At 58.4% G+C, this 22,146-nt stretch carries 20 protein-coding genes and 1 tRNA gene; 14 read left to right on the top strand and 7 right to left on the bottom strand.

Annotated features, from left to right (window positions below):
• Nucleotides 1–118: 118 nt before the first annotated feature.
• The 4 genes from lpcA to I7X13_RS13700 all read right to left on the bottom strand — a co-directional run bounded on the left by lpcA (nucleotide 119) and on the right by I7X13_RS13700 (nucleotide 5,227).
• A complete protein-coding gene (lpcA, locus tag I7X13_RS13715) occupies nucleotides 119–709 on the bottom strand; it encodes a D-sedoheptulose 7-phosphate isomerase (protein ID WP_198075937.1) in 591 nt (196 codons plus the stop codon).
• A 34-nt stretch (nucleotides 710–743) separates the two neighbouring features.
• Entirely contained in the window at nucleotides 744–1,253 is a 510-nt protein-coding gene (locus I7X13_RS13710; protein ID WP_198075936.1) for a hypothetical protein, read from the bottom strand.
• A 38-nt stretch (nucleotides 1,254–1,291) separates the two neighbouring features.
• Nucleotides 1,292–3,136 (bottom strand): ABC transporter ATP-binding protein, encoded by a 1,845-nt coding sequence (locus I7X13_RS13705; RefSeq protein WP_198075935.1) that lies wholly within the window; start codon nucleotides 3,134–3,136, stop codon nucleotides 1,292–1,294.
• A 75-nt stretch (nucleotides 3,137–3,211) separates the two neighbouring features.
• The gene (locus I7X13_RS13700) at nucleotides 3,212–5,227 is read right to left on the bottom strand and encodes a capsule assembly Wzi family protein (protein WP_198075934.1); all 2,016 of its coding nucleotides are present in this window, start codon (nucleotides 5,225–5,227) and stop codon (nucleotides 3,212–3,214) included.
• A 268-nt stretch (nucleotides 5,228–5,495) separates the two neighbouring features.
• On the opposite strand from I7X13_RS13700, the gene upp reads away from it, so the two are divergent.
• The 3 genes from upp (at nucleotide 5,496) to I7X13_RS13685 (ending at nucleotide 7,621) form a co-directional block, all read left to right on the top strand.
• Nucleotides 5,496–6,206: a uracil phosphoribosyltransferase gene (gene upp, locus I7X13_RS13695; protein ID WP_198075933.1), complete on the top strand. Its 711-nt coding sequence runs from the start codon at nucleotides 5,496–5,498 to the stop codon at nucleotides 6,204–6,206.
• 115 nt (nucleotides 6,207–6,321) lie between these two features.
• Nucleotides 6,322–6,774, top strand: coding sequence for a small multi-drug export protein (locus tag I7X13_RS13690; protein ID WP_198075932.1), 453 nt, complete (start codon nucleotides 6,322–6,324; stop codon nucleotides 6,772–6,774).
• 127 nt (nucleotides 6,775–6,901) lie between these two features.
• Nucleotides 6,902–7,621, top strand: coding sequence for a hypothetical protein (locus I7X13_RS13685; RefSeq protein WP_198075931.1), 720 nt, complete (start codon nucleotides 6,902–6,904; stop codon nucleotides 7,619–7,621).
• A gap of 126 nt (nucleotides 7,622–7,747) precedes the next feature.
• Here I7X13_RS13685 and I7X13_RS13680 read toward each other — a convergent pair whose 3' ends face one another.
• A complete protein-coding gene (locus I7X13_RS13680; RefSeq protein WP_198075930.1) occupies nucleotides 7,748–9,157 on the bottom strand; it encodes a DEAD/DEAH box helicase in 1,410 nt (469 codons plus the stop codon).
• A gap of 170 nt (nucleotides 9,158–9,327) precedes the next feature.
• On the opposite strand from I7X13_RS13680, the gene I7X13_RS13675 reads away from it, so the two are divergent.
• The 3 genes from I7X13_RS13675 to I7X13_RS13665 all read left to right on the top strand — a co-directional run bounded on the left by I7X13_RS13675 (nucleotide 9,328) and on the right by I7X13_RS13665 (nucleotide 10,839).
• A tRNA-His gene (locus I7X13_RS13675) sits at nucleotides 9,328–9,401 on the top strand.
• 108 nt (nucleotides 9,402–9,509) lie between these two features.
• Nucleotides 9,510–10,451: a PfkB family carbohydrate kinase gene (locus tag I7X13_RS13670; protein ID WP_198069055.1), complete on the top strand. Its 942-nt coding sequence runs from the start codon at nucleotides 9,510–9,512 to the stop codon at nucleotides 10,449–10,451.
• A gap of 139 nt (nucleotides 10,452–10,590) precedes the next feature.
• A complete protein-coding gene (locus tag I7X13_RS13665) occupies nucleotides 10,591–10,839 on the top strand; it encodes a hypothetical protein (protein WP_198069054.1) in 249 nt (82 codons plus the stop codon).
• Between the two features lie 79 nt (nucleotides 10,840–10,918).
• Here the strand turns inward: I7X13_RS13665 and I7X13_RS13660 are convergent, their stop codons facing one another.
• Nucleotides 10,919–12,652, bottom strand: a complete 1,734-nt coding sequence (locus tag I7X13_RS13660) for a M61 family metallopeptidase (RefSeq protein ID WP_198075929.1) — start codon at nucleotides 12,650–12,652, stop codon at nucleotides 10,919–10,921.
• A gap of 143 nt (nucleotides 12,653–12,795) precedes the next feature.
• On the opposite strand from I7X13_RS13660, the gene rpmH reads away from it, so the two are divergent.
• From rpmH to I7X13_RS13645, 3 genes are all read left to right on the top strand, one after another.
• Complete coding sequence (gene rpmH / locus I7X13_RS13655; RefSeq protein WP_190928465.1) at nucleotides 12,796–12,954, top strand: 50S ribosomal protein L34; 159 nt, start codon at nucleotides 12,796–12,798, stop codon at nucleotides 12,952–12,954.
• 173 nt (nucleotides 12,955–13,127) lie between these two features.
• The gene (locus tag I7X13_RS13650; protein ID WP_198075928.1) at nucleotides 13,128–13,577 is read left to right on the top strand and encodes a ribonuclease P protein component; all 450 of its coding nucleotides are present in this window, start codon (nucleotides 13,128–13,130) and stop codon (nucleotides 13,575–13,577) included.
• Nucleotides 13,578–13,607: 30 nt separating this feature from the next.
• Complete coding sequence (locus I7X13_RS13645; protein WP_198075927.1) at nucleotides 13,608–15,302, top strand: S41 family peptidase; 1,695 nt, start codon at nucleotides 13,608–13,610, stop codon at nucleotides 15,300–15,302.
• Nucleotides 15,303–15,352: 50 nt separating this feature from the next.
• Here I7X13_RS13645 and I7X13_RS13640 read toward each other — a convergent pair whose 3' ends face one another.
• Nucleotides 15,353–15,667: a suppressor of fused domain protein gene (locus tag I7X13_RS13640; protein WP_198075926.1), complete on the bottom strand. Its 315-nt coding sequence runs from the start codon at nucleotides 15,665–15,667 to the stop codon at nucleotides 15,353–15,355.
• Between the two features lie 270 nt (nucleotides 15,668–15,937).
• On the opposite strand from I7X13_RS13640, the gene tsaB reads away from it, so the two are divergent.
• From tsaB to I7X13_RS13615, 5 genes are all read left to right on the top strand, one after another.
• On the top strand, nucleotides 15,938–16,639 hold the full coding sequence (gene tsaB, locus I7X13_RS13635) for a tRNA (adenosine(37)-N6)-threonylcarbamoyltransferase complex dimerization subunit type 1 TsaB (protein ID WP_317191577.1): 702 nt from the start codon (nucleotides 15,938–15,940) through the stop codon (nucleotides 16,637–16,639).
• Between the two features lie 69 nt (nucleotides 16,640–16,708).
• The gene (locus tag I7X13_RS13630; RefSeq protein ID WP_198075925.1) at nucleotides 16,709–17,230 is read left to right on the top strand and encodes a DUF2480 family protein; all 522 of its coding nucleotides are present in this window, start codon (nucleotides 16,709–16,711) and stop codon (nucleotides 17,228–17,230) included.
• Nucleotides 17,231–17,328: 98 nt separating this feature from the next.
• Complete coding sequence (locus I7X13_RS13625; protein WP_198075924.1) at nucleotides 17,329–18,672, top strand: APC family permease; 1,344 nt, start codon at nucleotides 17,329–17,331, stop codon at nucleotides 18,670–18,672.
• Between the two features lie 112 nt (nucleotides 18,673–18,784).
• Nucleotides 18,785–20,050, top strand: a complete 1,266-nt coding sequence (locus I7X13_RS13620; RefSeq protein WP_198075923.1) for a hypothetical protein — start codon at nucleotides 18,785–18,787, stop codon at nucleotides 20,048–20,050.
• Between the two features lie 67 nt (nucleotides 20,051–20,117).
• A complete protein-coding gene (locus tag I7X13_RS13615; protein ID WP_317191576.1) occupies nucleotides 20,118–21,449 on the top strand; it encodes a serine hydrolase in 1,332 nt (443 codons plus the stop codon).
• Nucleotides 21,450–22,146 lie beyond the last annotated feature (697 nt).

The following is a 22,146-nucleotide window of genomic DNA, read 5'->3' as shown; positions in this document are numbered from 1 at the left end:
GGAAGATTTCACGCTGTGTTTCGCAGGGTTAAAAGCGTGGTGTCCCGCAGTGTTTTCGTTGAACGACACTGCGGGACACCGCGCTTTTAACCCTGCGAAACACTGCGTGAAACCACGCTTACCCAATCACCAGCTTCTCAATCAGCTGAATCATGATGTGAATGGCCTTGATGTGGATTTCCTGAATCCTATCAGCATAGCCCGAGTGGGGGGCGCGAATTTCCACGTCGCTCATCCCGGCGAGCTGGCCACCATCCTTGCCGGTGAGGGATACTACGGTCATGCCCAGTTCGCGGGCAGCCTCGGCGGCGCGGAGGATGTTGGGCGAGTTGCCGCTGGTGCTGATGGCCAGCAATACGTCGCCGGGCCGGCCCAGGGCCTCCACGAAGCGGCTGAAGACGAACTCGAAGCCGAAGTCGTTGGCCACGCAGGTCATGTGCGAGGCTTCGGTGAGGGCGATGGCGGCCAGGGCGCGGCGGTTCTGGCGGTAGCGGCCGCTGAGTTCCTCAGCAAAGTGTTGGGCGTCGCAGAGGCTGCCGCCGTTGCCGCAAGTCAGGACTTTGCCGCCGCTCTGCAGGCTGGCAGCAATGAGCTCGGCGGCGGCGGCGATGCTGGCCACGTGGGCCGGGTCGGCCAGGAAGCGGTCGAGCACGGCGCGGGCTTCGGTTAGCTCGGCGCGGATGAGGTCGGGGAGGGAGGCGTCAGGCACTACTGTATTATTCGATATCGGGTAGTTGTTTGAATTACGCCAGCGGCGGCCGGTCAGCGGGCTCGGTATTGCTCAGGCTGGGGTCGTTCTGGGGGAAGGTAGGCTGGGGCAAGTGGTCAGCTGTCCGATTCTCAGTGGTACTGGTAGTGCCAGCCACTTGGCTTTGGGTGGGCTGCTCGCGCACCACTGGCGCGTCGAGGTTGCGGCCGTCGGTGGTGCGCGGGCCGGTAGCTGGGGCGGTAATGCTGGTACGCTGCTGCTGGTCGTAGAGCTTGGCTTTTAGCTCGTTGATTTTGCCTTCGTGCTGCGTTACGGTACGGCGCAGCATCACGCTGTCGAGGTTTTCGGTGAGCAGATGCAGGGCCATAAGCACGGCGCCAATCACGAACATGACGTAGAAAAACTGCCGTTCCTTTTCCGGTACCGACAGGCCCGCGCCCATATCCGCTACCGAGGTGCGCACGGCGGGAACGAGAATGAACAGCAGCGCCAGCAGCAGGTAAATCATGACGGCGACGGTGACAATGCGTTTGAGGGCGAGCATGGCGGAAAAGTTGGTTTAGGGCGAAAGATAGGGGTTTCTCAGACCAGCGCGGCGTTGGTTTGCATCGAACTCAGGCGCTGGTACACGCCGCCTTCGCGCCGCAGCAGCTCGTCGTGCGTGCCGCGCTCCACGATGCGGCCGTGCTGGAGCACTACGATTTCGTCGGCGTGCTGCACGGTGCTCAGGCGGTGGGCGATGACGAGCGAGGTTCGGTTCTGCATCAGGCGCTGCAAGGCTTCTTGTACGAGTTTTTCGCTCTCAGTGTCGAGGGCCGAGGTGGCTTCGTCGAGAATGAGGATGGGCGGGTTGCGCAGAATGGCGCGGGCAATGCTCAGGCGCTGCCGCTGCCCGCCCGAGAGGCGCGAGCCCCGGTCGCCGATGACGGTCTGGTAGCCGTCGGGGCTGGCCATGATGAATTCGTGGGCGTTGGCTATGCGGGCGGCTTCCATCACCTCGGCCTCGGAGGCGGCGGTGTTGAAGCGGATGTTGTTGAAAATCGTGTCGTTGAACAGGATGCTTTCCTGCGTCACGATGCCCATCTGGTCGCGCACCGAGTGCAACGAGCAGGCGCGCAGGTCGTGGCCGTCGATGAGAATCTGGCCGGCGCTGGGGTCGTAGAAGCGGGGCAACAGGTCGGCTAAGGTGCTTTTCCCGCCGCCGCTGCCGCCCACCAAGGCAACGGTCTGGCCTTTTTTGATGCGGAGGTTGATGTCGTAGAGCACGGGCGTTTCGCCGTAGCTGAAGCTCAGGTTGTGAAACTCGATTTCGCGTTCGAAGGGCGGCAGCACGGTGGCGTCGGGTCGGTCGCGGATGGCGGGCTCGGTGTCGATGATGCTCAGCACCCGCTCGCCGGCCACCAGCCCGCGCTGGATGTTGCCAAAGGAGCTGGACAGGGCTTTGGCGGGAGTCAATACTTGCGAAAACAGAATCACGTAGCCGATAAACGTCTCCCCATCTAGCGCCGACTGCCCGCCCAGAATCAGTGTGCCACCGAAATACAGCAGCCCGGCCACCACCGAAACCCCGGCAAACTCCGAAAACGGCGAGGCCAAATCCCGGGTGTTATCAATGTTGCGCGAGGTGCGGGCGTACTGGTCGTTCTGGTCCTCAAACTTGCCCTTGATGTACTCCTGCGCATTAAATGCCTTGATAACCCGGATGCCGCCCAACGTCTCGTCAATCACCGAAAGCATCGTGCCCAGCGTTTTCTGGCTTTGCTTGGCCTGGGTGCGCAGCCGCTTGGCAATGGTAGCAATGATGCCGCCCGACACCGGCAGCAGCACCAGCGTGAACAGCGTGAGCGGCACCGACATGTGGAATAGCACCAGGAAATAGGCAATGATGGTGAGCGGTTCTTTGATTACGGCCGTGAAGGTGTTCACTACCGAAGTCTCCACTTCCTGCACATCGGCCGTGAAGCGCGACATCAAATCACCCTTCCGCTCGCCCGCAAAAAAGCCCAACTGCAAGCTGATGATGCGGTGGTACAAGTCGCGCCGCAGGTTGCGGATGACGCGGGCCCGCACCTTGGCCAGCAGCCGCAGACTCATGTAGCGAAACACGTTGCTCAGCAGCACCGATACCACCACCACGCCGCACACGAAGGCCAGCGCCCCCATTTTGCCGTGCGCCGTGAGCACATCGGCAAAGAAGTAGTTGAACGTGTCCGTCACCCACTGAATGGTGGGCTTGAAGCTGGGCAGGTGGTCGGGCGCGCGCATGGGCACCTTGTCTGTTTTATCGAACAGCACGCTCAGCAGCGGGATAATCAGCGTGAAGTTGCCGATGCTGAAAAAAATAGTGAGCACCGTGTACAGCAGATACTGCGGCAGAAATGCCAGCAGCGGCCGGGCGTACTGAAGGATTCTTAAATAAGTCTTCATAGATAATGGCGACGAGCCGAAAGAAGGACGTCGAAACGCAGCGGTTACTTCAAATTCGGCAGCGGCTAACGCAGCTTAGAATTCATGCAGGCGCTGGGCAATGTTCCAGCGCACGGCCAGCGAGGCGTACACCTCGTTCACGTTGGCGGCCGGGGTAAGGGAATAGGTCTGGTGTCGGGCAATAAGCTTGGCATCCAGAAACAGGTTCAGGCGAGGCTGGTAGGTGGCCGTGAAATCGGTGTGGAGCAGGCGGCTTTTATTGCCCTGGCCGGTGCGGTTGTTGTAGTCCATCGGGTGGGAGTTGTAGGGCACGAGCGGGTTGCCGCCGAAGTTGGCCAGGCGGCCCGTAGTAAGGGCGCTGCCGGGAACATCGTTGCTAAGTGGACCAACGGTGATGATACTGCCGGCGGCATCGTATCCATAATCCAGGCCTTGCTCAGTGTAAATGGCCTTGGCTACCAGGTTCAGGCGGGGCAGGGGCTGGTAGCTGAGCACGCCCAGTACCTCCGTCAGGTTGGCGCCCATGGGGTGGGCGAGGGGCTGCTGGTAGTTGGTGTAAGCCGTGTAATACGACACGTGCTGGTAGGTATAGGGCCGGATGTAGTTGACTTCAGCCTGCAAATCGAGGTTGCGGATGCCGGCCACGTCGATGTACTTGGCGCCTACCTGCACGGCCTGCTTGTTGCTCCACCAGCCATTGCCGGCGCGGATTTCGCTCAGCTTAAACTCGTCCAGCACCACCTGCCCGTAGAGCTGCGCCGTGTGCAGAATGTTCCACTTGAAATCCATGCCCAGCATGGCGTTGTCGGGCGAGCCCACATTCTGCTCGATGGCCCGGTAGAAGATAATCGGGTTTAGGTACTGCAGCTCAAAGCGGTTGCTGGCCGAGCCGGCTATCACCGACTCAAACACGCCGATGTTGAAATTATCAGTCACATCGAGGCTTAGGTGGTGCAGCGCCAGGTACTTCTTGGGGTACACTTGGTCGGCGTTGCGCTTCTGGGCCGCCAGCTCCGCAAACAGGTTCTGATAGTTGAATTTCCAGATGCGCGTGTTCAGTTTCAGAAAGAAATACGGCGCACTGTAGTCCGACAGAATCAGCGAGCGGTAGCCATTGCCGATGAAATTCCGGTCATGCCCGAGCTGCACGTTGATGTGCTTGGTAGCCGCATAGGTCACGTAGCCGCGGGCCGAAAAGAAATCATACTGGTTGTTCTGGCCCAGCTGCGCCACTTTGTAGGGCTTGAAATAGCCTTCGTGCGGCACAATGGTGTCGCGCTCTACGCGGTTGCGCACGTACTGCGGCACGCCCTCCTGGTTATCGGCCAGAAACGCATAGAAGCCCAAACGCTGGTCGATGGTGCCCTCAATCTGCACGCCACGCGTGTTCACGTAGCTCGTGCCGTTGGTGTTCTTGTTGTCTTTGCCGATGGCCAGCAGCGCCACCGGGTTCACGCGCAGCGTAAAATCGGGGTTGTCGACGTGGTAAAAATCGGTCTGGTCGCGGTAGAAGTAGTTGAGGAACGGCCGGGTACTCTGGTTGAGGTCGGCACCCTGAGCTGAGTTGGCCCAATTGTCTTTCAGCAGGTATTGGGCGTTGAAGCGGTCGGCGCGGGAGAGGCTGCCGGCGCGGTAGGCCTGGGCGCTGTCTGAGCTCAAAATGCGCTCGCCGAGGTGGGCCACCCCGGCGCGGGTGTAGGGCCGCACGCTGGTGTGCGGGTCGCGCAGCGAGTCGGAGCCAAACTTGATGGCGTAGCGGTCAATCAGCCGGTAAGTGTCTTGGTCGAGCGGCACGTAAGTCGTGCCCTGCGTAGCCTCGAACCCGTTGCGCGAAACCTGGGCCGGGCGCGGCGCAGCAGCACGTGGGGCCTGGGGCGCGGCGACGGGGCGCCCCGCTTTTGCCCGGGGTTGGCGCCTGCTACTTGGGGTAGCTACTGTATCCAGCGGCTGGTCGAAAATCAGCCAAGGCGATTTTTCGGTAGCGGCGGGAGCAGGCGTGGGCGTTTCAGTGGGGGGCACAGCCGGCGTCTGGGCCGCTGCCGCGCCAGCTAGTAGCGCCGCAATAGCCGTTAGTAGCAGAGATTTAGGCATAAAATCAGATAATCCGAATAAAACCGACGTCCTGCTTCCGGGATAAAAGCCGGGCGTCACCATTTTTTAACAAACCTACGCAGCAAGCCGTTGGTGGGTGGAAAAGCGGGGCCGTCGTCCTGCTTCAGTTCCTGCCCAAACCCGCCATGGACTTGGGAGGTTGCAGACGAATTCCGGCCTGCTTTCTTGCCTGCCGCCCGTTTTTGTGCCAACTTCGGGGTGTCGGCCCAGTCGTTTGGCTGGCCATCTTCACCAAAATCCCGTTTGCATGGCCACGCCGCTTTCTTCCTCCGCCGCTTCGGCCCCCGCTACTCCCGATGCTGCCGAGGCCCGGGCCAGCATCCACGTCGTCTGCGCCGAGCCCAGCATTGCCAACCACTTCCTGGCCGAGCTGCGCGACAAAGACGTGCAAAAGGACAGCCTCCGCTTTCGCCGCAACCTGCAGCGCCTGGGCGAAATCATCGCCTACCGCATCAGCGCCCACCTCAGCTACACCGACAAAGCCATCCAGACGCCGCTGGCCGAAACCACCGGCAAACTGCTCCACGACTTCCCTATTCTGGCCACCGTGCTGCGCGCCGGGTTACCATTTCATCAAGGTTTCCTGAATTATTTCGACCAATCGCCCAGCGCTTTCGTGGCCGCCTACCGCATCGAAGGCACCGCCCAGGTGCAGGTGCAGGTCGACTACCTCTCCGCTCCCAGCCTCGACGAGCGGGTCCTCATCCTGGCCGACCCCATGCTAGCCACCGGCAAAAGCCTCGTGCAAACCTACCGCGCCATGCTCCGTTTCGGCACGCCGCGCCAGGTGCACATTGCCGCCGTCATCGCCTCACCCGAGGGCCTGGCCTACGTGGCCCGCGAAATTCCCGAAGCCACGCTGTGGGTAGCTGCCATCGATGAAAAGCTAAACGAGCACGCCTACATCGTGCCCGGTCTGGGTGATGCCGGCGACCTGAGCTACGGCAGCAAGCTGTAGCGCCCAATCTCCCGGAGTTGATAATGGAACCCTACCCCGCCAAACGGGGTATCTTTGCAAGGCGCCCACCCCGCGTTGCCGTTTCCCCCTCACCCGCCTGCCTTTTCGTTTCGTCGTGCTTCACCCCGCCATTAAATGCGCGTCCGTGTTCCTGTTGAGCACGGTCAAGTTTTTGGGCGGCCCACTGGCCGGTACTTCCATGGGCCTGCACTTCTGGCCCACGCTGGCCCTCACCGTGGCCGGCATGATGACCAGTGTGTTCATCTTTTCCGGCGTGGGCCGCGTCTGGATGCAGCACCGCCAGAAGCAGCGCCGCCTGCGCCGGGAGCCCATTTTCTCGAAGAAGTCGCGCAATATCATCAAGGTGTTCCGCAAGTTTGGGATGGGTGGCATTGCCTTCCTCACGCCCATTCTGCTGTCGCCCATCGGCGGCACGGTCATCGCCACGCTGCTGGGCGTGCCGCGGCAGCGCATCCTGCTGCACATGTTTCTGAGCGCGGTGTTTTGGGGCGCGGCCCTCACCTTCGTCAGCATCCACTTTGGGCATTTACTACACCACGGTAAGTAGGCACAGTAGGCTTGCTGGTACGTTCGGCTGAAGGGCGTGTGCAAAGCAGGCCCGCTAGGCATTTGTAAAGCATTGAGGCTGCGAAATGCAATTACCTTAGCGATTTTCCCCCTCAGACCGTTTTGCTATGAGAGCAATGTTACTGGCGTTTCTGTGTTTGTGGTGCAGCTTGCACGCTTCAGGTCAGAAGACACCCAAGGAAATTGTTGCCGAAGGCAAGCTTCTTTACCGTTCGGAAGCAGCTTCTTGGTACGGAACAGATATTTTCCTGGCAAAACTGAAAACCAAAAGGCAATACTCAGGTGGCTACCTTTCTTATCCCATTGCCACCGGTGGCAGGTGTGTTTTTTTCTCAAGGGGCGACGAGCCGGAAACCTTGGCTGTCATCTCATTTGATAGCACATTCAGCACTCAAACGGCGCAAATTGACAGTGTGCCACGGCCGCTCAATGAGCTTGAAAAGAATCTGTTTGCCATCAGGCGCAAAGCGCTTGATGTTGTCAGCAAGGACACGTTGTTCAAACATTTCAAGAATACCAACCTCAATCTTATTCCCCTCATCACGGAGGCCGGTCGGAAAGTGTATGCGCTGACTGGACCCCAAGTGTCAGGCGTAGTCGTCTTTGGTAATGACTATCGAATTGATTTCGATAAAAATAACAGCATCGTTGGCATGACTCGCCTGCACAAGAACATCATTGCCATTAATTACGGCAAAGGCGAAGCACAAACGTCAGCCATGCATAGCCACCTGCCCTCAACGGGCGCATACATCACTGCGACAGATATTTGCACGCTGATGCTCTACGAGAAATTTCCTCGCTGGAACCAATACTACGTGATTTAAAAAGCATATATTTCTATCTGGGGTTGCACGAAGAACGACTTGGTTGTGATAACCAAAAAGGCCTGGGACCGGATAAACGAAGACCAAAAGAAGCGCCATCCACAGCTCTTTAAGGAGTAGCCCATCCTACCGTCCCCGCCGCTTCAGCGCCTTCACGCCGGGGTTCGAGCCACCTTTCTTGCCTACAAAGGCCTTCGAGCCTTTCGTGCTCTTTTTCTGGCCTTCCACAAAGGGCTTGCCGGTGCGCTTGTCAATCGTCACGCCGGGCTTAATCCACTCCTTTTTCTCGTGGAAAGCGCCTTTGAAGGTCGGGTCCAGCTTCTTGCGGCGGTCGTCGAGCTCGCGGCCCATTTTCTGCTTCTCCTCGAACGGCGTTTCTTCGACCTTTACTTCTTCGGGCAGCGGCAGCAACTCAATTTTCTGGTTGATGAGCTGCTCAATCTCGGCCACGTGCACCATTTCGGCCTCGTTGGCGAAGGTGATGGCCGCGCCCGTGTGCTGCGCCCGGCCCGTGCGCCCAATGCGGTGCACGTAGTCGTCGTGCACAATTGGCACATCAAAATTGATAACGTGCGTCACCTGCGGCACGTCGATGCCGCGCGCGGCTACGTCGGTGGCCACCATGTAGCGCACTTCGCCAGCTTTAAACGAATCCATGCTGTTCATCCGCGCATTCTGGCCCTTGTTGCCGTGAATCACGCGCACCTCGCCGGCCGGGGCCTTGCGCTCCAGAAAGTGCGCCACTTGGTCGGCGTGCTGTTTGGTGCGGCAAAACAGCAGCACCCGCGTCATCGTCTCCGCGTCGCGGTAAAGCAGAAAGTGCAGCAGATTGATTTTGGTGAGCAAATTAGGCACTTCGTACAGCACCTGGCTCACCGTGGAGGCCGTTTTGGCCGGCGGGCTCACCTCCACCCGCACCGGAAACTCCAGAAATTCCTCGCTCAGCGTCGTCACCCGCTCGGGCATGGTGGCCGAGAACAGGGCATTCTGCCGCTTGCGCGGGATAATCTCCAGAATCCGCCGAATCTGGGGCATGAAGCCCATGTCCATCATCTTGTCGGCCTCGTCCATCACCAGCGTTTTCAGTTCGGTGAGGCGCACGGCGCCTTTCAGGTAAATTTCCAGCAGCCGGCCCGGCGTGGCCACCAGTACATCGAGGCCTTCGGCAATGGTTTCAATCTGGGTTTTCGGTCCCAGGCCGCCGTAAATAGCAAAAATGCGCAGGTCGGTGTTCACCGCCAGCGCTTTCAGGTGCTTCTCAATCTGCATGGCCAGCTCGCGGGTGGGGGCCAGCACCAGCGCCCGAGGGTTGGTGCCCTGGGCATATTTCACTTTCATTAGGAGTGGCAGGCCGAAAGCGGCCGTTTTGCCCGTACCGGTTTGGGCAATGCCCAGCACGTCGTGCCCGGCCAGCAGCAACGGAATAGTCTGCACCTGCACCGGCGTTGGCTCAGTGAAGCCCGCCGCGGCCACGGCGGTAAGGAGTTGTTTGTTGAGTTTGAAATCGTTGAACGACGGGGTGGTATTGGGTTCCATTCCGCAAAGGTCGGGGTTTTGCGGCTGGCTTTCTTCTGCCGAAAGAAAAGAACGTCGTATAGAGCGCAGCGAAGCATGGCATTCTTTCGAAAGCACCAACTGCTCAACGAAGAACTTTTTTTGCCGCATTCCACTTCTTTTTCTATCTTTGCACCACCAAAACAAACCTGGTAGATATAGCTCAGCTGGTTAGAGCGTCGGATTGTGATTCCGAAGGTCGTGGGTTCGAGCCCCATTATTTACCCATCAGAAAAAGTCCCCGGAATTATCCGGGGACTTTTTTGTTGCTTGCAATGAATCCGTTTTAATGCGGCTTTAATTTGGACGTTTTTATTCACCACATTTTACTTACATGAGCTTGCTCGTCATCGGCAGCGTTGCATTCGACGCCCTGGAAACGCCTTTCGGCAAAACCGATAAAATCATCGGCGGCGCCGCCACATACATCAGCCTCTCGGCCTCCTATTCGCTGAAGCCCGTGAAGCTGGTGGCCGTGGTGGGCGATGACTTCCCGCAGTCCGACATCCTGCTGCTCGAAGAGCACGGCGTAGACGTGGAAGGCCTGCAAGTGAAGCAAGGCGAAAAGTCGTTCTTCTGGTCGGGCATCTACTCCAAGGACCTGAACTCGCGCGAAACCCTCGTGACCGAGCTCAACGTGCTGGCCGATTTCGACCCCATCATTCCGGATGCCTATCAGGACTGCAAATACCTCATGCTGGGCAACCTGGCCCCGCAGGTGCAGCGCCTCGTCATCCAGCGCCTCGTGAACCGCCCCAAGCTGATTGTGATGGACACGATGAATTTCTGGATGGACATTGCCCTCGAAGAGCTTATCGCCACCATCGAAATGGTGGACGTGCTGAGCATCAACGACGAGGAAGCCCGCCAGCTCTCCGGCGAGTACTCGCTTGTGAAGGCCGCCAAGAAAATCATGGCCATGGGGCCGAAATTCCTCATCATCAAGAAAGGCGAGCACGGCGCACTGCTTTTCCACAAGAACAAGATTTTCTATGCCCCGGCACTGCCCCTGGAAGAAGTATTCGACCCGACCGGTGCCGGCGACACGTTTGCGGGCGGCTTCATCGGCCACCTGGCCGCTACCGACGACATCAGCTTCGAAAACATGAAGCGTGCCGTGATTCACGGTTCAGCCATGGCTTCGTTCTGCGTCGAAAAGTTCGGCACCGAGCGTTTGCTGAATCTCTCGACTGAGGAAGTGGAGGCCCGCGAAGCGCAGTTTGCCGAGCTGGTGAAGGTGATGCCGGCTTCGGTACTGACCACTCAGCCCGCCTAAGCACGCCCGACACCGTTCCGGCGGGTTGATTTTAATGAATGCGCCCCGGGGCAATGCGTTACGACGCATGCCCCGGGGCGCAACTTTTTTGTCGCAGAAGGGTACACCTTTCCATCGTCCACCTAATCTTGAACTCGCCATGGGACTCGCCAAGAAAGACACCGACCTGCAGAACGATAAAACGTCCGTTAACCCAGCAGCTAATACGAAACGGAAGAGCACCCAAGTGCAATCCCCGAACACCACCAACGTATCGGCCCACGGCAACACCACCGACGGCAACAGCGCCGGCAAAGGCGTGCACAACACCCGCAGCAACCCCCAAGGCAACAAGCCCATGTCGGTAGATAAGGGCAGTGTAGGCAAGGGCGGCGACTCGAAGCACTAAGCTATTATCCTTTGCCAATAATTGAAAAAGCCCCACTGGATTCGTCCGGTGGGGCTTTTCGCGCTTTGGAATCAATGTGTTAAAACTCCCACCCCAGCCACTGCTGAAACCCGCGCTGCTGCGCTGCATCAGCCGTTTCCAGCCGGTCAATGGCGTAGCGCTGCCCAAAGCTGACGCCCGGCGTGGCGGCCAGCGTCACCGTCAGCAGCCGGTTTTGGCGGAACACGCTCACTTCGTAAGCCGCTTCGCCGGTGCTGAGCAGGCTTTGCAGGTTCATGTCTACCCGGCGGCCGTTTACGGCCACTATTTCATCGTCAACGGTCAGGGCTGTCGCGGCGGGCGAGTTGGGCCAGATGGCAGTTACCTCCGTGCGCTCGTTCTTCACCACCGTGCGGAAACCGAAATGGCCTTCGGAAGCGGAAGCATTCTCGCCCACCAGCAGCTGGCAGCCCACCGTGTGCAGCACCCGGTCGAGCGGCTCCTGTAGCGGCGCGGTACCGTAGATGAATTTGTCGAAATAGGTGTGCATGTCGCGCCCAGCTACTTCGTTCACGATGCGCACGTAGTCCGCCTCGGTATAACCAATGCCGGTTTTGCCGAACTCCTCGTAGAGCCGCCGCATCACGTCATCCAGGCTGCGGGCGTGGACGGAAAGCTGCCGGATGGTCAAATCCAGGAGCATGGCCGCCAGCGCGCCTTTGTGGTACACCGATACCTTGCGGTCGGGCACGCCGGGCTTGTAGCCGTCGAGCCAGAGGTCCATGCTGGCGTCGGCCAGCGAGAGATTTTCGCCGCCTGCATCGTCGTAGTGCTTGCGCAGCACGGTGTTCAACTCCTCAAAATACTGCGCCGGCGTGCGCACGTGGCTGCGGGCCAGCAGGTACTCACCGTAGTAAGTGGTGATGCCCTCGGCGATGAAACAGGTGCGGAAATAATTCTCGCGGCTGTAGTCGTAAGGCTGCATCTCAGCCGGCCGAATGCTCTTGATGTTCCAGGTATGAAACAACTCGTGGCAGCTCACGCCCAGCAACTCTTTGTACAGGCCCTCGCTCATAATCAGTTCGGCCGGCCCCAGCGTAATCACCGTGGAGTTGTGATGCTCCACGCCGTGGTAGTGCTTGTAGGGCAGAAACTGATTCAGAAAGTGGTAGTCCGCCACCGGAAAGCCGCCAAACATCGTCAGCTGTTCTTCCGAAAACGCTTTGAAATCAGCCAGCATCTTGGGCCAGTTCACCAGCGCCTCGCCCTGCACCCAGACATGGAAGGGCAGTCCGCCCGCTTCGTACTGCTGATGCGTGAGCGTGGGGCTGGCAATGAGCGGTGAGTCCGCCAGCTGGTCAAAATCTTTCGCGGAAAGCACATTCGGCGCGGTTTGCTTCAATCCACAGGCCAGCTGCCAGCCTTCCGGCAGCGCCAGCTTCAATTCGCATTCCTCCAGCTGCCGGCCTTCGGCGTACATCAGCGCCTGCACCGGGTTTAGGTACAGCTGCGTCTCATCGAGCCAGGAGCCGCCGGCATCCATCTGATGAGCGTAGAAATTGTAGCGCACCCGGACGGTGCGGCCGGCGGCATTGGGCACCTCCCACCGGTCTTTGGTGAGCTTGCGGTAGGGGAGAAGCTGGCCGGTAGCGGCGTCCTCAATCACCACGCGTTGAATCTTCTGCGCGAAATTTTGCAGCTCGTAGCGGCCGGGGCGCCAGGCGGGCAGCTGAAGCTCCAGCGGGGCGGTGGCGTTGGCGGCTACATCCAGCGTGAGCTGGATTTGCAGGTAAAACGTGAGCGGGTTTTCGTAGGAAACGCGGTAGTGAATCATCGCCAAAACGGGGTTAAACGGGCCTAAAGCTACTGCCCGCTAACGTCCCCCGCGTAAAAGTGGCTGAGGCCCTTGCCTTTTCCAACCAAAGCCCGTACCTTTGCCGGCCCAACTCGAAACTCGTCTTTTTAAGATTCTTTGATATGAAACGTACCTTCCAACCTTCGAAACGTAAGCGCGTGAACAAGCACGGCTTCCGCAGCCGCATGGAAACCGCCAACGGCCGTAACGTACTGGCCCGTCGTCGTGCCAAAGGCCGCAAGCGCCTCACCGTATCCGACGAAGGCAAGCACAAGCGCTAGTCTTTTTTAGCCGTTAGCTGAAAGCGGGAGCCGTAATTCGGCCCTTAGCCTTTAGCTAGCAGATTGCCGCATTGCTGAGACAGCGTTATTCCTGTCGCTGCAATGCGGCTTCGCTATTTTAGGCGTTTTCAAAGCAACTTCTGCTGGCGAAACTGCCGCAACCAATACGCAACGTGAACGAGCTAACAGCTAATAGCCACGAGCTAACAGCTAACAGAAAATACATCTTCCCAAAAGAAGAACACCTGTGCCGCAAAAAGCTCATCGAGGAGCTGTTCAGCAAGCAGAGTTCCTCTTTTGGCGTTTACCCGTTGCGCATCGTTTGGATAAAAGCGGCCGCGCCCACCACGGCCCCGCCGCAGGTGCTCATCAGCGTGAGCAAGCGCACTTTCAAGCGGGCCGTCGACCGCAACCGGCTCAAGCGGCTCATCCGCGAGGCGTATCGGCTCAATAAATATCGGCTGACGGAGCAACCCGGCGGGCACGAAATCGCTCTGCTGGGTATTATCTTCACGGGGAAGGAAAAAAGTCCGCTAACGTTGGTGGAAAAAAAATTAATTTCCGCGTTCCATCGTTTGCTGGGCACGACGATTGAAGCACCCGCTTCACCGCCGGCCCCCTAGATTCTTGTTGACCCGCTACCCGTATTCCGTATGACTATCCGTAAAAAGCTACTCGCTACCCTGGCTGTGGGCACGCTGGGCCTGGTATCGTTCCGCGCCGCTTCCGATAACGAGCGGTACTTCGAAATTGCCAAGAACCTGGATATTTTCGCCACGCTCTTCAAGGAAGTCAACACCTATTACGTTGACGAGGTGACGCCCGCTAAGCTGGTGAAAACGGGCATCGACGCCATGCTGCGCTCGCTCGACCCCTACACCAACTACATTCCGGAGGACGACATCGAGGATTTTCGCACCATGACCACCGGGCAGTACGGCGGCATCGGGGCCTCGGTGGTGAAGCGCAACGGCAAAACCGTGGTGCAAAGTGCCTACGAAGGCTACCCGGCCCAAAAAGCCGGCCTGCTCCCCGGCGACGAAATCCTCGATATCAACGGCGTGGTAGTCGATAAGAAGTCGAATGCCGACATCAGCAAGCTGCTCAAGGGCCAGGCCAACTCCATGGTGAAGCTGATGGTGACGCGCTACGGCCAGGACAAGCCCATCGAAATCGACATTACCCGCGATAAAATTCAGGTCGACAATGTGCCCTACACCGGCATGATTTCCGGCGATGTGGGCTACTTTCAGCTCGGCGGCTTCACCGTGGACGCGGGCAAAGAAGTACGCACGGCCGTGACCAAGCTCAAGGAGCAGGGCGCGAAGAAAATTGTGTTTGACATCCGCGACAACCCCGGCGGCTTGTTGAATGAGGCCGTAAATATCTCCAACCTCTTCATCGACAAAGGCCTTGACGTGGTGAGCACCAAGGGCAAGGTGACGGAGTGGAACAAAACTTACAAGGCCCTCGACGTGCCGCTTGATACCCAGATTCCCATTGCCATTATCACGAGCAACCGCTCGGCGTCGGCGTCGGAAATCGTGTCAGGCGTGCTGCAGGACTACGACCGCGCCGTGCTCGTAGGGGAGCGCACATTCGGCAAAGGCCTTGTGCAGGCCACGCGCCCCCTCAGCTACAACTCGCAGCTGAAGGTGACGACCGCCAAGTACTACATCCCCAGCGGCCGCTGCATTCAGGAAATCGACTATGCACACCGCGCCGACGACGGCACGCTGGGCAAATTCCCCGATTCGCTGCGCACGGCTTTCAAAACCACCGCCGGCCGCACCGTGTACGACGGCGGCGGCGTGGCGCCCGACATTGAGGTGCAGGACCGCGAAATTGCGGATATCACCCGCATCCTGCTCCAGAAAAGCTACCTCTTTGACTACGCCACCCGCTACCGCGCCGAACATACCACCATTCCCGCCGCCCGCCAGTTCAAGCTCTCGGACGTGGACTACCAGAAGTTCGTGACCTATCTGCAGGGCAAGAACATCAGCTACAGCACCGACGCCGAAAAGGCCCTCACCGACCTCAGCAAGAAGGTGAAGGAGGAAAAGCACTATGACGACGTAAAGCTGGAACTCGAAGCCATCCGCAAGAAAGTGACCGTGAACAAGGCCAACGACCTGCAACGCTTCAAGCCCGAAATCAAGGAGCTGCTGGAGCAGGAAATCGTGTCGCGCTACTACTTCGAGAAGGGTCGCACCGAAGCCGGCTTCGACGACGACCCGAATATCATTGCCGCTGTGGCCGTGCTCAACGACCCAAACCGCTACGCCGCCCTGCTGAAGCCCACCGGCCAGGCAGCCAGCGCCCGCAAGTCGGCTGGTACGAAGTAATTTTGAACTGCGTTAAATAGGAAAGCAGGCGCTGAAAGGTGCCTGCTTTTTTATGCGCAAGCTGGGCGTTGCGGATTGAGATAATCTAGTCCACAATCGTCAAAACGCTCCTCTAATGCGTCCCAACCAAATTCCATCTTGTAGTCTCGCTCGCTTTTAGTAATTGGCAGCAGCCATAGATTGTTCAGATGCCTATTATCAAAATTGAAAATCTCTAAATCTTCTCCGAATAAATACGGCAGCGAAATGAAGCCGTGGTTACAGGAAGAATCATCTTGCCAAGGCTTGCCGAAATTGACGCTCTGATGCAAACCTAGCGAAGTGTCGTTGCGATGAAATGAGGCGGTAATGGTTAGGCAGTTCAATCAAAGAGGAATCTTGCTTGTTGGAAAGGACATGCAATTCTATTAGCGAATCTGGTGTGTCTATTGACATGCCCAACGTAGAGTAAATCCAGCAGCCTGTTTTCTCGGACGGCGGAAATTCCAAGACAGAAAAATCTTCCCCCATTTTTCTGTGCGGGTCAGGTATCTGAAGTTTCCTATCGGTGCTTGAGCCCCAAGTCGATTCCAAATCCTGCTTTAGCAATTCCAGATTATACATTGTCGAACTTTGCCGGAAATTTCAAAGCTACAGTGAGCAGTACTATTCTTCTCTCTCTCGAAACCTCGTCCCCCGTCTGCTCGGTGGCCCTGCACCGCCTTGACGACAGCTCCCTGCTCGGTCAGTCGGAACTGCGGCTCGATAAGTCGCACTCCACCCACCTCACGGTGCTCATGGAGCAGCTGCTGGCCAATACCGGCTACCAGCTGGCCGACCTCGCCGCCGTGGCCCTGAGCGACGGGCCGGGCTCCTACACCGGCCTGCGCATTGGCGGGGCCGCGGCCAAAGGCCTGTGCTTCGCGCTCGATATTCCGTTGGTGGCTGTAAGCACGTTGCGGGCAATGACGGCGCAAGTAGCAGCCGTCACGGCCCGGCCCGAAAAATACCTGTACTGCCCCATGCTGGATGCCCGGCGGCAGGAGGTGTACGCGGCGCTTTACACGCATGAGGGGCAGGAAGTACTAGCTCCCGCGCCGCTCATCCTCGACGCTGACACGCTGGCCGAACAATTGGCCCACCGTTCCGTGTTGTTCTTCGGTCATGGTGCTGCGAAGTTTCAGGCGGTGCTGGGGGAGCATCCCAACGCTGGATTTCTGGCGGGGATTGAGCCTTCAGCCATTTCGGTGGGGCAACTGGGCGTAGCTGCATTCCACCGGCAGGAATTTCAGGACGTGGCTTACTACGAGCCATTTTATTTGAAAGAAGTGTACACCACGACGCCAAAAGCGAAGTAGTTATCCGTCATGCTTCGACTTCGCTGCGCTCCGCTCAGCATGACATTCTATCTAAATTCGAAAAACTACATGGAACCCCTTTTCGTCAACCGCGTTGCCAATTCCGGGCTTGTTACCCTCAACTTGGAAGAGTTCATTCACCCCGGCGAGCGGGTGGTGTATGATATTAAGGACAACCTCTTCCACGGCCTGATGCTGCGCGAGAAGGACTTCCGCGAGTTCGTCAAAACCAACGACTGGACGCAGTATGACGACAAAAACGTCGCCATCATCTGCTCCGCCGATGCCATTGTGCCCACCTGGGCCTACATGCTGCTCGCTACCAAGCTGCAGGGCCACGCTCACCGCTACGTCTTCGGTAACCTCGATGCGCTGGAACAGTCGCTCTTCGAAGAAGCCATTGCTGCCATCGACACTGAAGAATACCGCGACGCCAAAGTGGTGGTAAAAGGCTGCGGCGATAAGCCCGTGCCCACCTTCGCCTACGTGGCAATCATGCAAAAACTGCTGCCCGTCACCAGCAGCATCATGTATGGCGAGCCGTGCAGCACCGTGCCGCTGTACAAAAAGCCGAAAGCCGTAGCGCAATAAAGGAAACTGGAACAATAGAACGTCATGCCGAGCGGAGTCGAAGCATGACGTTCTTTTTATACTGAATTCTTGGGGCAACTGGTTTGCATCTTTGCACCATGCCCGAGCTTACCCGTACACCCTATAAAATACCCTTCCTCACCGGCGCGGCCATCGTCATTGCCAATATGGTGGGCACGGGCGTTTTCACCAGTCTCGGCTTCCAGGTAATGGGCATCGAAAGTGGCTTCGCGCTGCTGATGCTGTGGTTGGTGGGCGGCCTCATTGCGCTCTGCGGGGCCGTGAGCTACGCCGAGCTGGCGGCGGCCATGCCCCGCTCGGGCGGCGAATACCATTATTTGAGCAAGATTTACCATCCCGCGCTGGGCTTCCTGTCGGGGTGGGTGTCGGCCACGGTAGGCTTCGCGGCGCCCACGGCCTTAGCCGCGCTGGCGCTGGGCCAGTACGCCAAAAGCGTGTGGCCGGGCTTGGAACCGCAGTGGCTATCGGTGGCGGTGGTATTGGCCCTCACGCTGGTACACGGCAGCAGTACCCGCGTCGGCAGTCGGCTGCAAATCGTCATTACGGCCCTTAAGGTTGGGGTACTGGTTGTGTTCATCGGGGCCGGCATGGTGGTGGGAGAGGGGCAGCCTATCCGCTTCGCGCCCGATGCCGCCGGCTGGCAGGCCTTGCTCAGCCCCGCTTTCGCCGTGAGTTTGGTGTATGTGAGCTACGCCTATTCCGGCTGGAATGCGGCCGTGTACGTCACCGGCGAAATCGACAACCCCCGGCGCAACCTCTCGCGCATTCTGCTAACTGGTACGGCCGTGGTACTCCTATTATATGTAGGGTTGAATTACGTATTCCTGCGCTCCACGCCAATAGCTGGTTTGAAAGGTCAGGTCGAAGTCGGTTTTGTGGCGGCCACCTCGCTTTTCGGTCCGTTCGGCGGCCGGCTGATGGGCGGCGTCATCGCAGCCCTGTTGGTTTCCACCATCAGCTCAATGGTTTTCGCCGGCCCACGCATTGTGCAGACAATGGGGGAGGACCTGCCCGCTCTGCACTTTCTCGCTCCCAAAAGCCGGGCTGGCATTCCCATCCGCGCCCTGCTGCTTCAAACCGGCATTACCATGGCCTTCATCCTCAAGCCTAGTTTCCAGGGCGTATTGGTCTACGCTGGCTTCGTTCTGAACTTATTCACCTTCCTCACGGTGCTCGGTCTGTTTATTTTTCGTTGGCGTCGTCCCGAAGTCCCGCGCCCCTACCGCGCCTGGGGCTACCCCTTCACCCCACTGCTTTTCCTGGTCCTCAGTGGCTGGACATTGGTTTTCATTCTGCGCGACAAACCGTGGGAATCTCTCTATGGCCTGGCCACGCTGGCTATTGGCGCATTGGTCTATTTCATCACCACGCGCCTCGGCCGCCCGGCTGCTGAACCAGCTTCCAGCCGAAGCAGCCATTAAAATATATCGGCCTCGTCAGGCTCTCCCTTTCCATCGGAGAGGGGGGCGGGGGGTGAGGCGCACCGTCAGAACGACCGGCCGTAACTTGCGCCCTCAATCATTCCTGTACCTGATGTCCCTCCGCACCGCTGCGTTCCGGCTGTTGCCCGCTGCTCTGCTCTTGCTTTCTGCTTGCTCCGAGTCGAACACTAAAACCGAAACCGCGACTTCCACCAAGGAAGAAACCATGGCCACCACGGCCGATGCCATCGACTCCACCAAGTCGCCCGCCGCCACGCCGGCTAAAACCGCCGCTACTACCTCGCGTCCCAACCGCCTCACCGCCCCCGACACGGCCTACGCCCAGGACGTAGCTCTATTCCTCGGCGGCCTGCAGCCCAGCCAGCACAGCGACCTCGCTGCTCTGGCCGCCACGCCCGCTTGGCAAGCCTTCGCCAAAGACCAAGACAAAAGCTGGGATAAGTACCGCGCCACCCACACCGCCCGCATGACGCAGTGGGCCAATACCGAGCTCGATTCGGTGCACGCTAGCAGCCCCACTATCTTCTACCCCTTCAGCGGCCCCGATTTTCTGAACGTCGTCACGATGTTTCCCACCAGCCAGACCTACGTCCTGATGGGCCTCGAACCCGTGGGCAGCATCCCCGCCCGCACTTCTCTCGAAAACCCCAAGCTGCTGCCCGCCGTCAAAACCTCGCTCTGGTCGGTGCTCAACTTCAGTTTCTTCCGCACCAACGATATGGCCGTGGACCTGAAATCCGTTGAACTCGACGGCGCCCTGCCCCTGATGATGCTCTTCGCTGCCCGCACCGGCAACCAAATCACCGCCATCCGCCCGGTCCAGCTCGATGCCGCCGGCCAGCTCCAAGACGCACCGAAAGACACTACCCGTATCGACCCCAAATCCATCCCCGGCGTCGAAATGAAGCTGCGCGACCCCAACGGCCAGCCTAAGACCGTCTACTACTTCTCCGCTGACCTCAGCGACTGGAAGCTCACTTCCAAAAGCGCCCCGCTCGAGTTCGTACGTCACCTCGGTCCCCTCACCACCTACGTAAAGTCGGCCACCTACCTCATGCACAAGTCGTATTTCAACAAAGTCCGACGCACTGTCCTTCGCCGCAGCCGCTACATCCTGCAAGACGATTCCGGCATCGCCATGAAATACTTCCAGAAAGGCGCTTGGCAGTTCAATTACTACGGCACCTATCGGCGTCCCATCAACCTCTTCGCCAAGCAATACCAGCCCGAACTCACCGCCGCCTACCACGACACGGTGAACAAACCCAAACCGCTCCCCTTCGGCACCGGCTACAACTGGCGCCAAACCGACTCCAACCTCCTCCTCGCCAAGCGCTTGGTCCCCCTGGCCGACTAACTCCGCAGTAAAACAGCCCCACAGGGCCGTGGTGGCAACATCACGGCCCTTTTTATTTTGCTATCCTATGAAAACGCTCCGCCAATCTCGCGCCACTATATACTATATGATAGGAGTAGCATTTTTACTGACAATAACCTTGGCCGCCAACGGATTTCGTCTGACTCCCCTTCTGCTAAGGAGAGGGGGCCGGGGGGGGAGGTTAACGCCAGCAGACTCCCAACTACTAGACTCCTTACTAAACACCAATCCCCTGCTAAAGCGCGTTGCCACCAATCCCCAATACGAGCTCCAAATCATCTATACCCAAATCAACCGCGACGCCCAGAACCGTCCCACTTTCATCCCGCACACCTATCACCTCAATCCCCAGCAATACTTCAATCCCGCCAGCTTGGTCAAACTTCCTGTAGTAGTTCTCTCCCTCGAAAAGCTCAACGACCTCCACCAAGCCGGCGTTAACCGCCGCACCATCATGGCCACCGGCACTGCCTGGCGTTGCCAGACCCCCGTCCCTTTCACCGCCCCCGCCGATTCTGACCGAACAACCACCGTCGGCAACTACATCAAGCGCATGCTCCTGGTCAGCGACAACGTCGCCTACAACCGCATCTACGAATTCCTCGGCCAGCGCCCACTCAACCAGCGCCTCCAGGAACTCGGCTACCCTAACGCCCGCATCACCCGCCGCTTCGCCCCCTGCGACACCGCCGCCAACCGCCACACCAACCCCATCAGCTTCCACACCCCCCAGGGCGACACCATATATAAGCAGCCCGCCCAATACAACTCCACCGCCTACCGCAGCCCCCTCGGCCGCGTCCTCAAAGGCCGCGCCCACCAGGCCGGCCGCCGTGTCATCCCCGAGCCCTACGATTTCACCACCGCCAACCACCTCCCGCTCCCCGATATCACTGCCCTCCTCCAAAGTACCCTCTTCCCCGAATCCGTCCCCACCCCCCAGCGCCCCCACCTTACCCCCAACGATTACGCCTTCCTCCGCCGCTACCTCCACGCCACCCCCCACGAGTCCGGTTTCCATCCCTACACCCCCGCCCGCTATTTCGACGCCTACAAAAAATACCTCTACTACGGCCGCAACCCCGAAATTCCCCACCAATCTGCCCTCCGCATCTACAACATCGTCGGCATGTCGCACGGCTACCTCGCCGATGTCGCCTACTTCGCCGATTCCCTCCACCAGTCCGAATTCCTCCTCAGCGCCGTCCTCTACGTCAACCAAGACGGCATCATCAACGACGGCGCCTACGAGTACGAGAGTATCGGCCTGCCCTTTTTGGCCCAATTAGGGCGCCACATCCAGCAATACGAAGCCCAACGCCCTCGCCAGTATCGGCCAGCCCTCACCGAATTTTTTGCCTCGGAGCCCATTCGCTAACTTTTTTCAAAAAAGTTAGCGCCCGCTAAGTCCTTGATTCCAAATGCTGCGACATGCCAAAAGCTGCCCGAATACGTTGCGTAGCCACAAAAGTTGTTCGGCAGCCCTTGCCCGCGGGAAAAATCCCCGTACTTTTGCACTCCCAATCGCCAACAGGGCATCGGGTTCTGCGAAAAGCAGCTGCTCTAGTAGAAACTTGACAGGTCAGGAACTTCACGGCAGCCAGTCTTGTATTGCCTCCCGTGTCCGCTCCGCAGAAGCTGCGAAAATTAAATTTCGACCGCTCTTGCGAAAGCCGAAAAAAGCGCCTTACCTTTGCACCCCGCTTCGATAGGAGGCGGAAATGAATTGAAAAGCGAAACGGCGAAAAATAAAAATCTTCACCTTTTGCTTGCCTATTAAAAAGTTCTTCTTACCTTTGCACTCCCAATCGCAAGAGAGGGATTTAAAAGAAAGAAAAACGGACTGATTATCGGTCGCACTATCACGCCAACTGGGCTGATGCACGTTCTTTGAATGTTTGGAAAAGACAAATAGTAAGGGCTTCTTACAGCAATGTGAGGAGTAGAAATTACAAGCGTAACACGAATACATTGAACTCGTCAATACGAGTCGGATTCGCACTCGACATCAGCCCAGGTTCGCCTGGGTGTAGAAGATATTTTACAATGGAGAGTTTGATCTTGGCTCAGGATGA

It is taken from the genome of Hymenobacter negativus (assembly GCF_016056375.1).
GTDB classification, from domain to species: Bacteria; Bacteroidota; Bacteroidia; order Cytophagales; family Hymenobacteraceae; genus Hymenobacter; species Hymenobacter negativus_A.
Note: the sequence above shows the minus strand (reverse complement) of the source record. Positions and strands in the feature narration are given on the sequence as shown.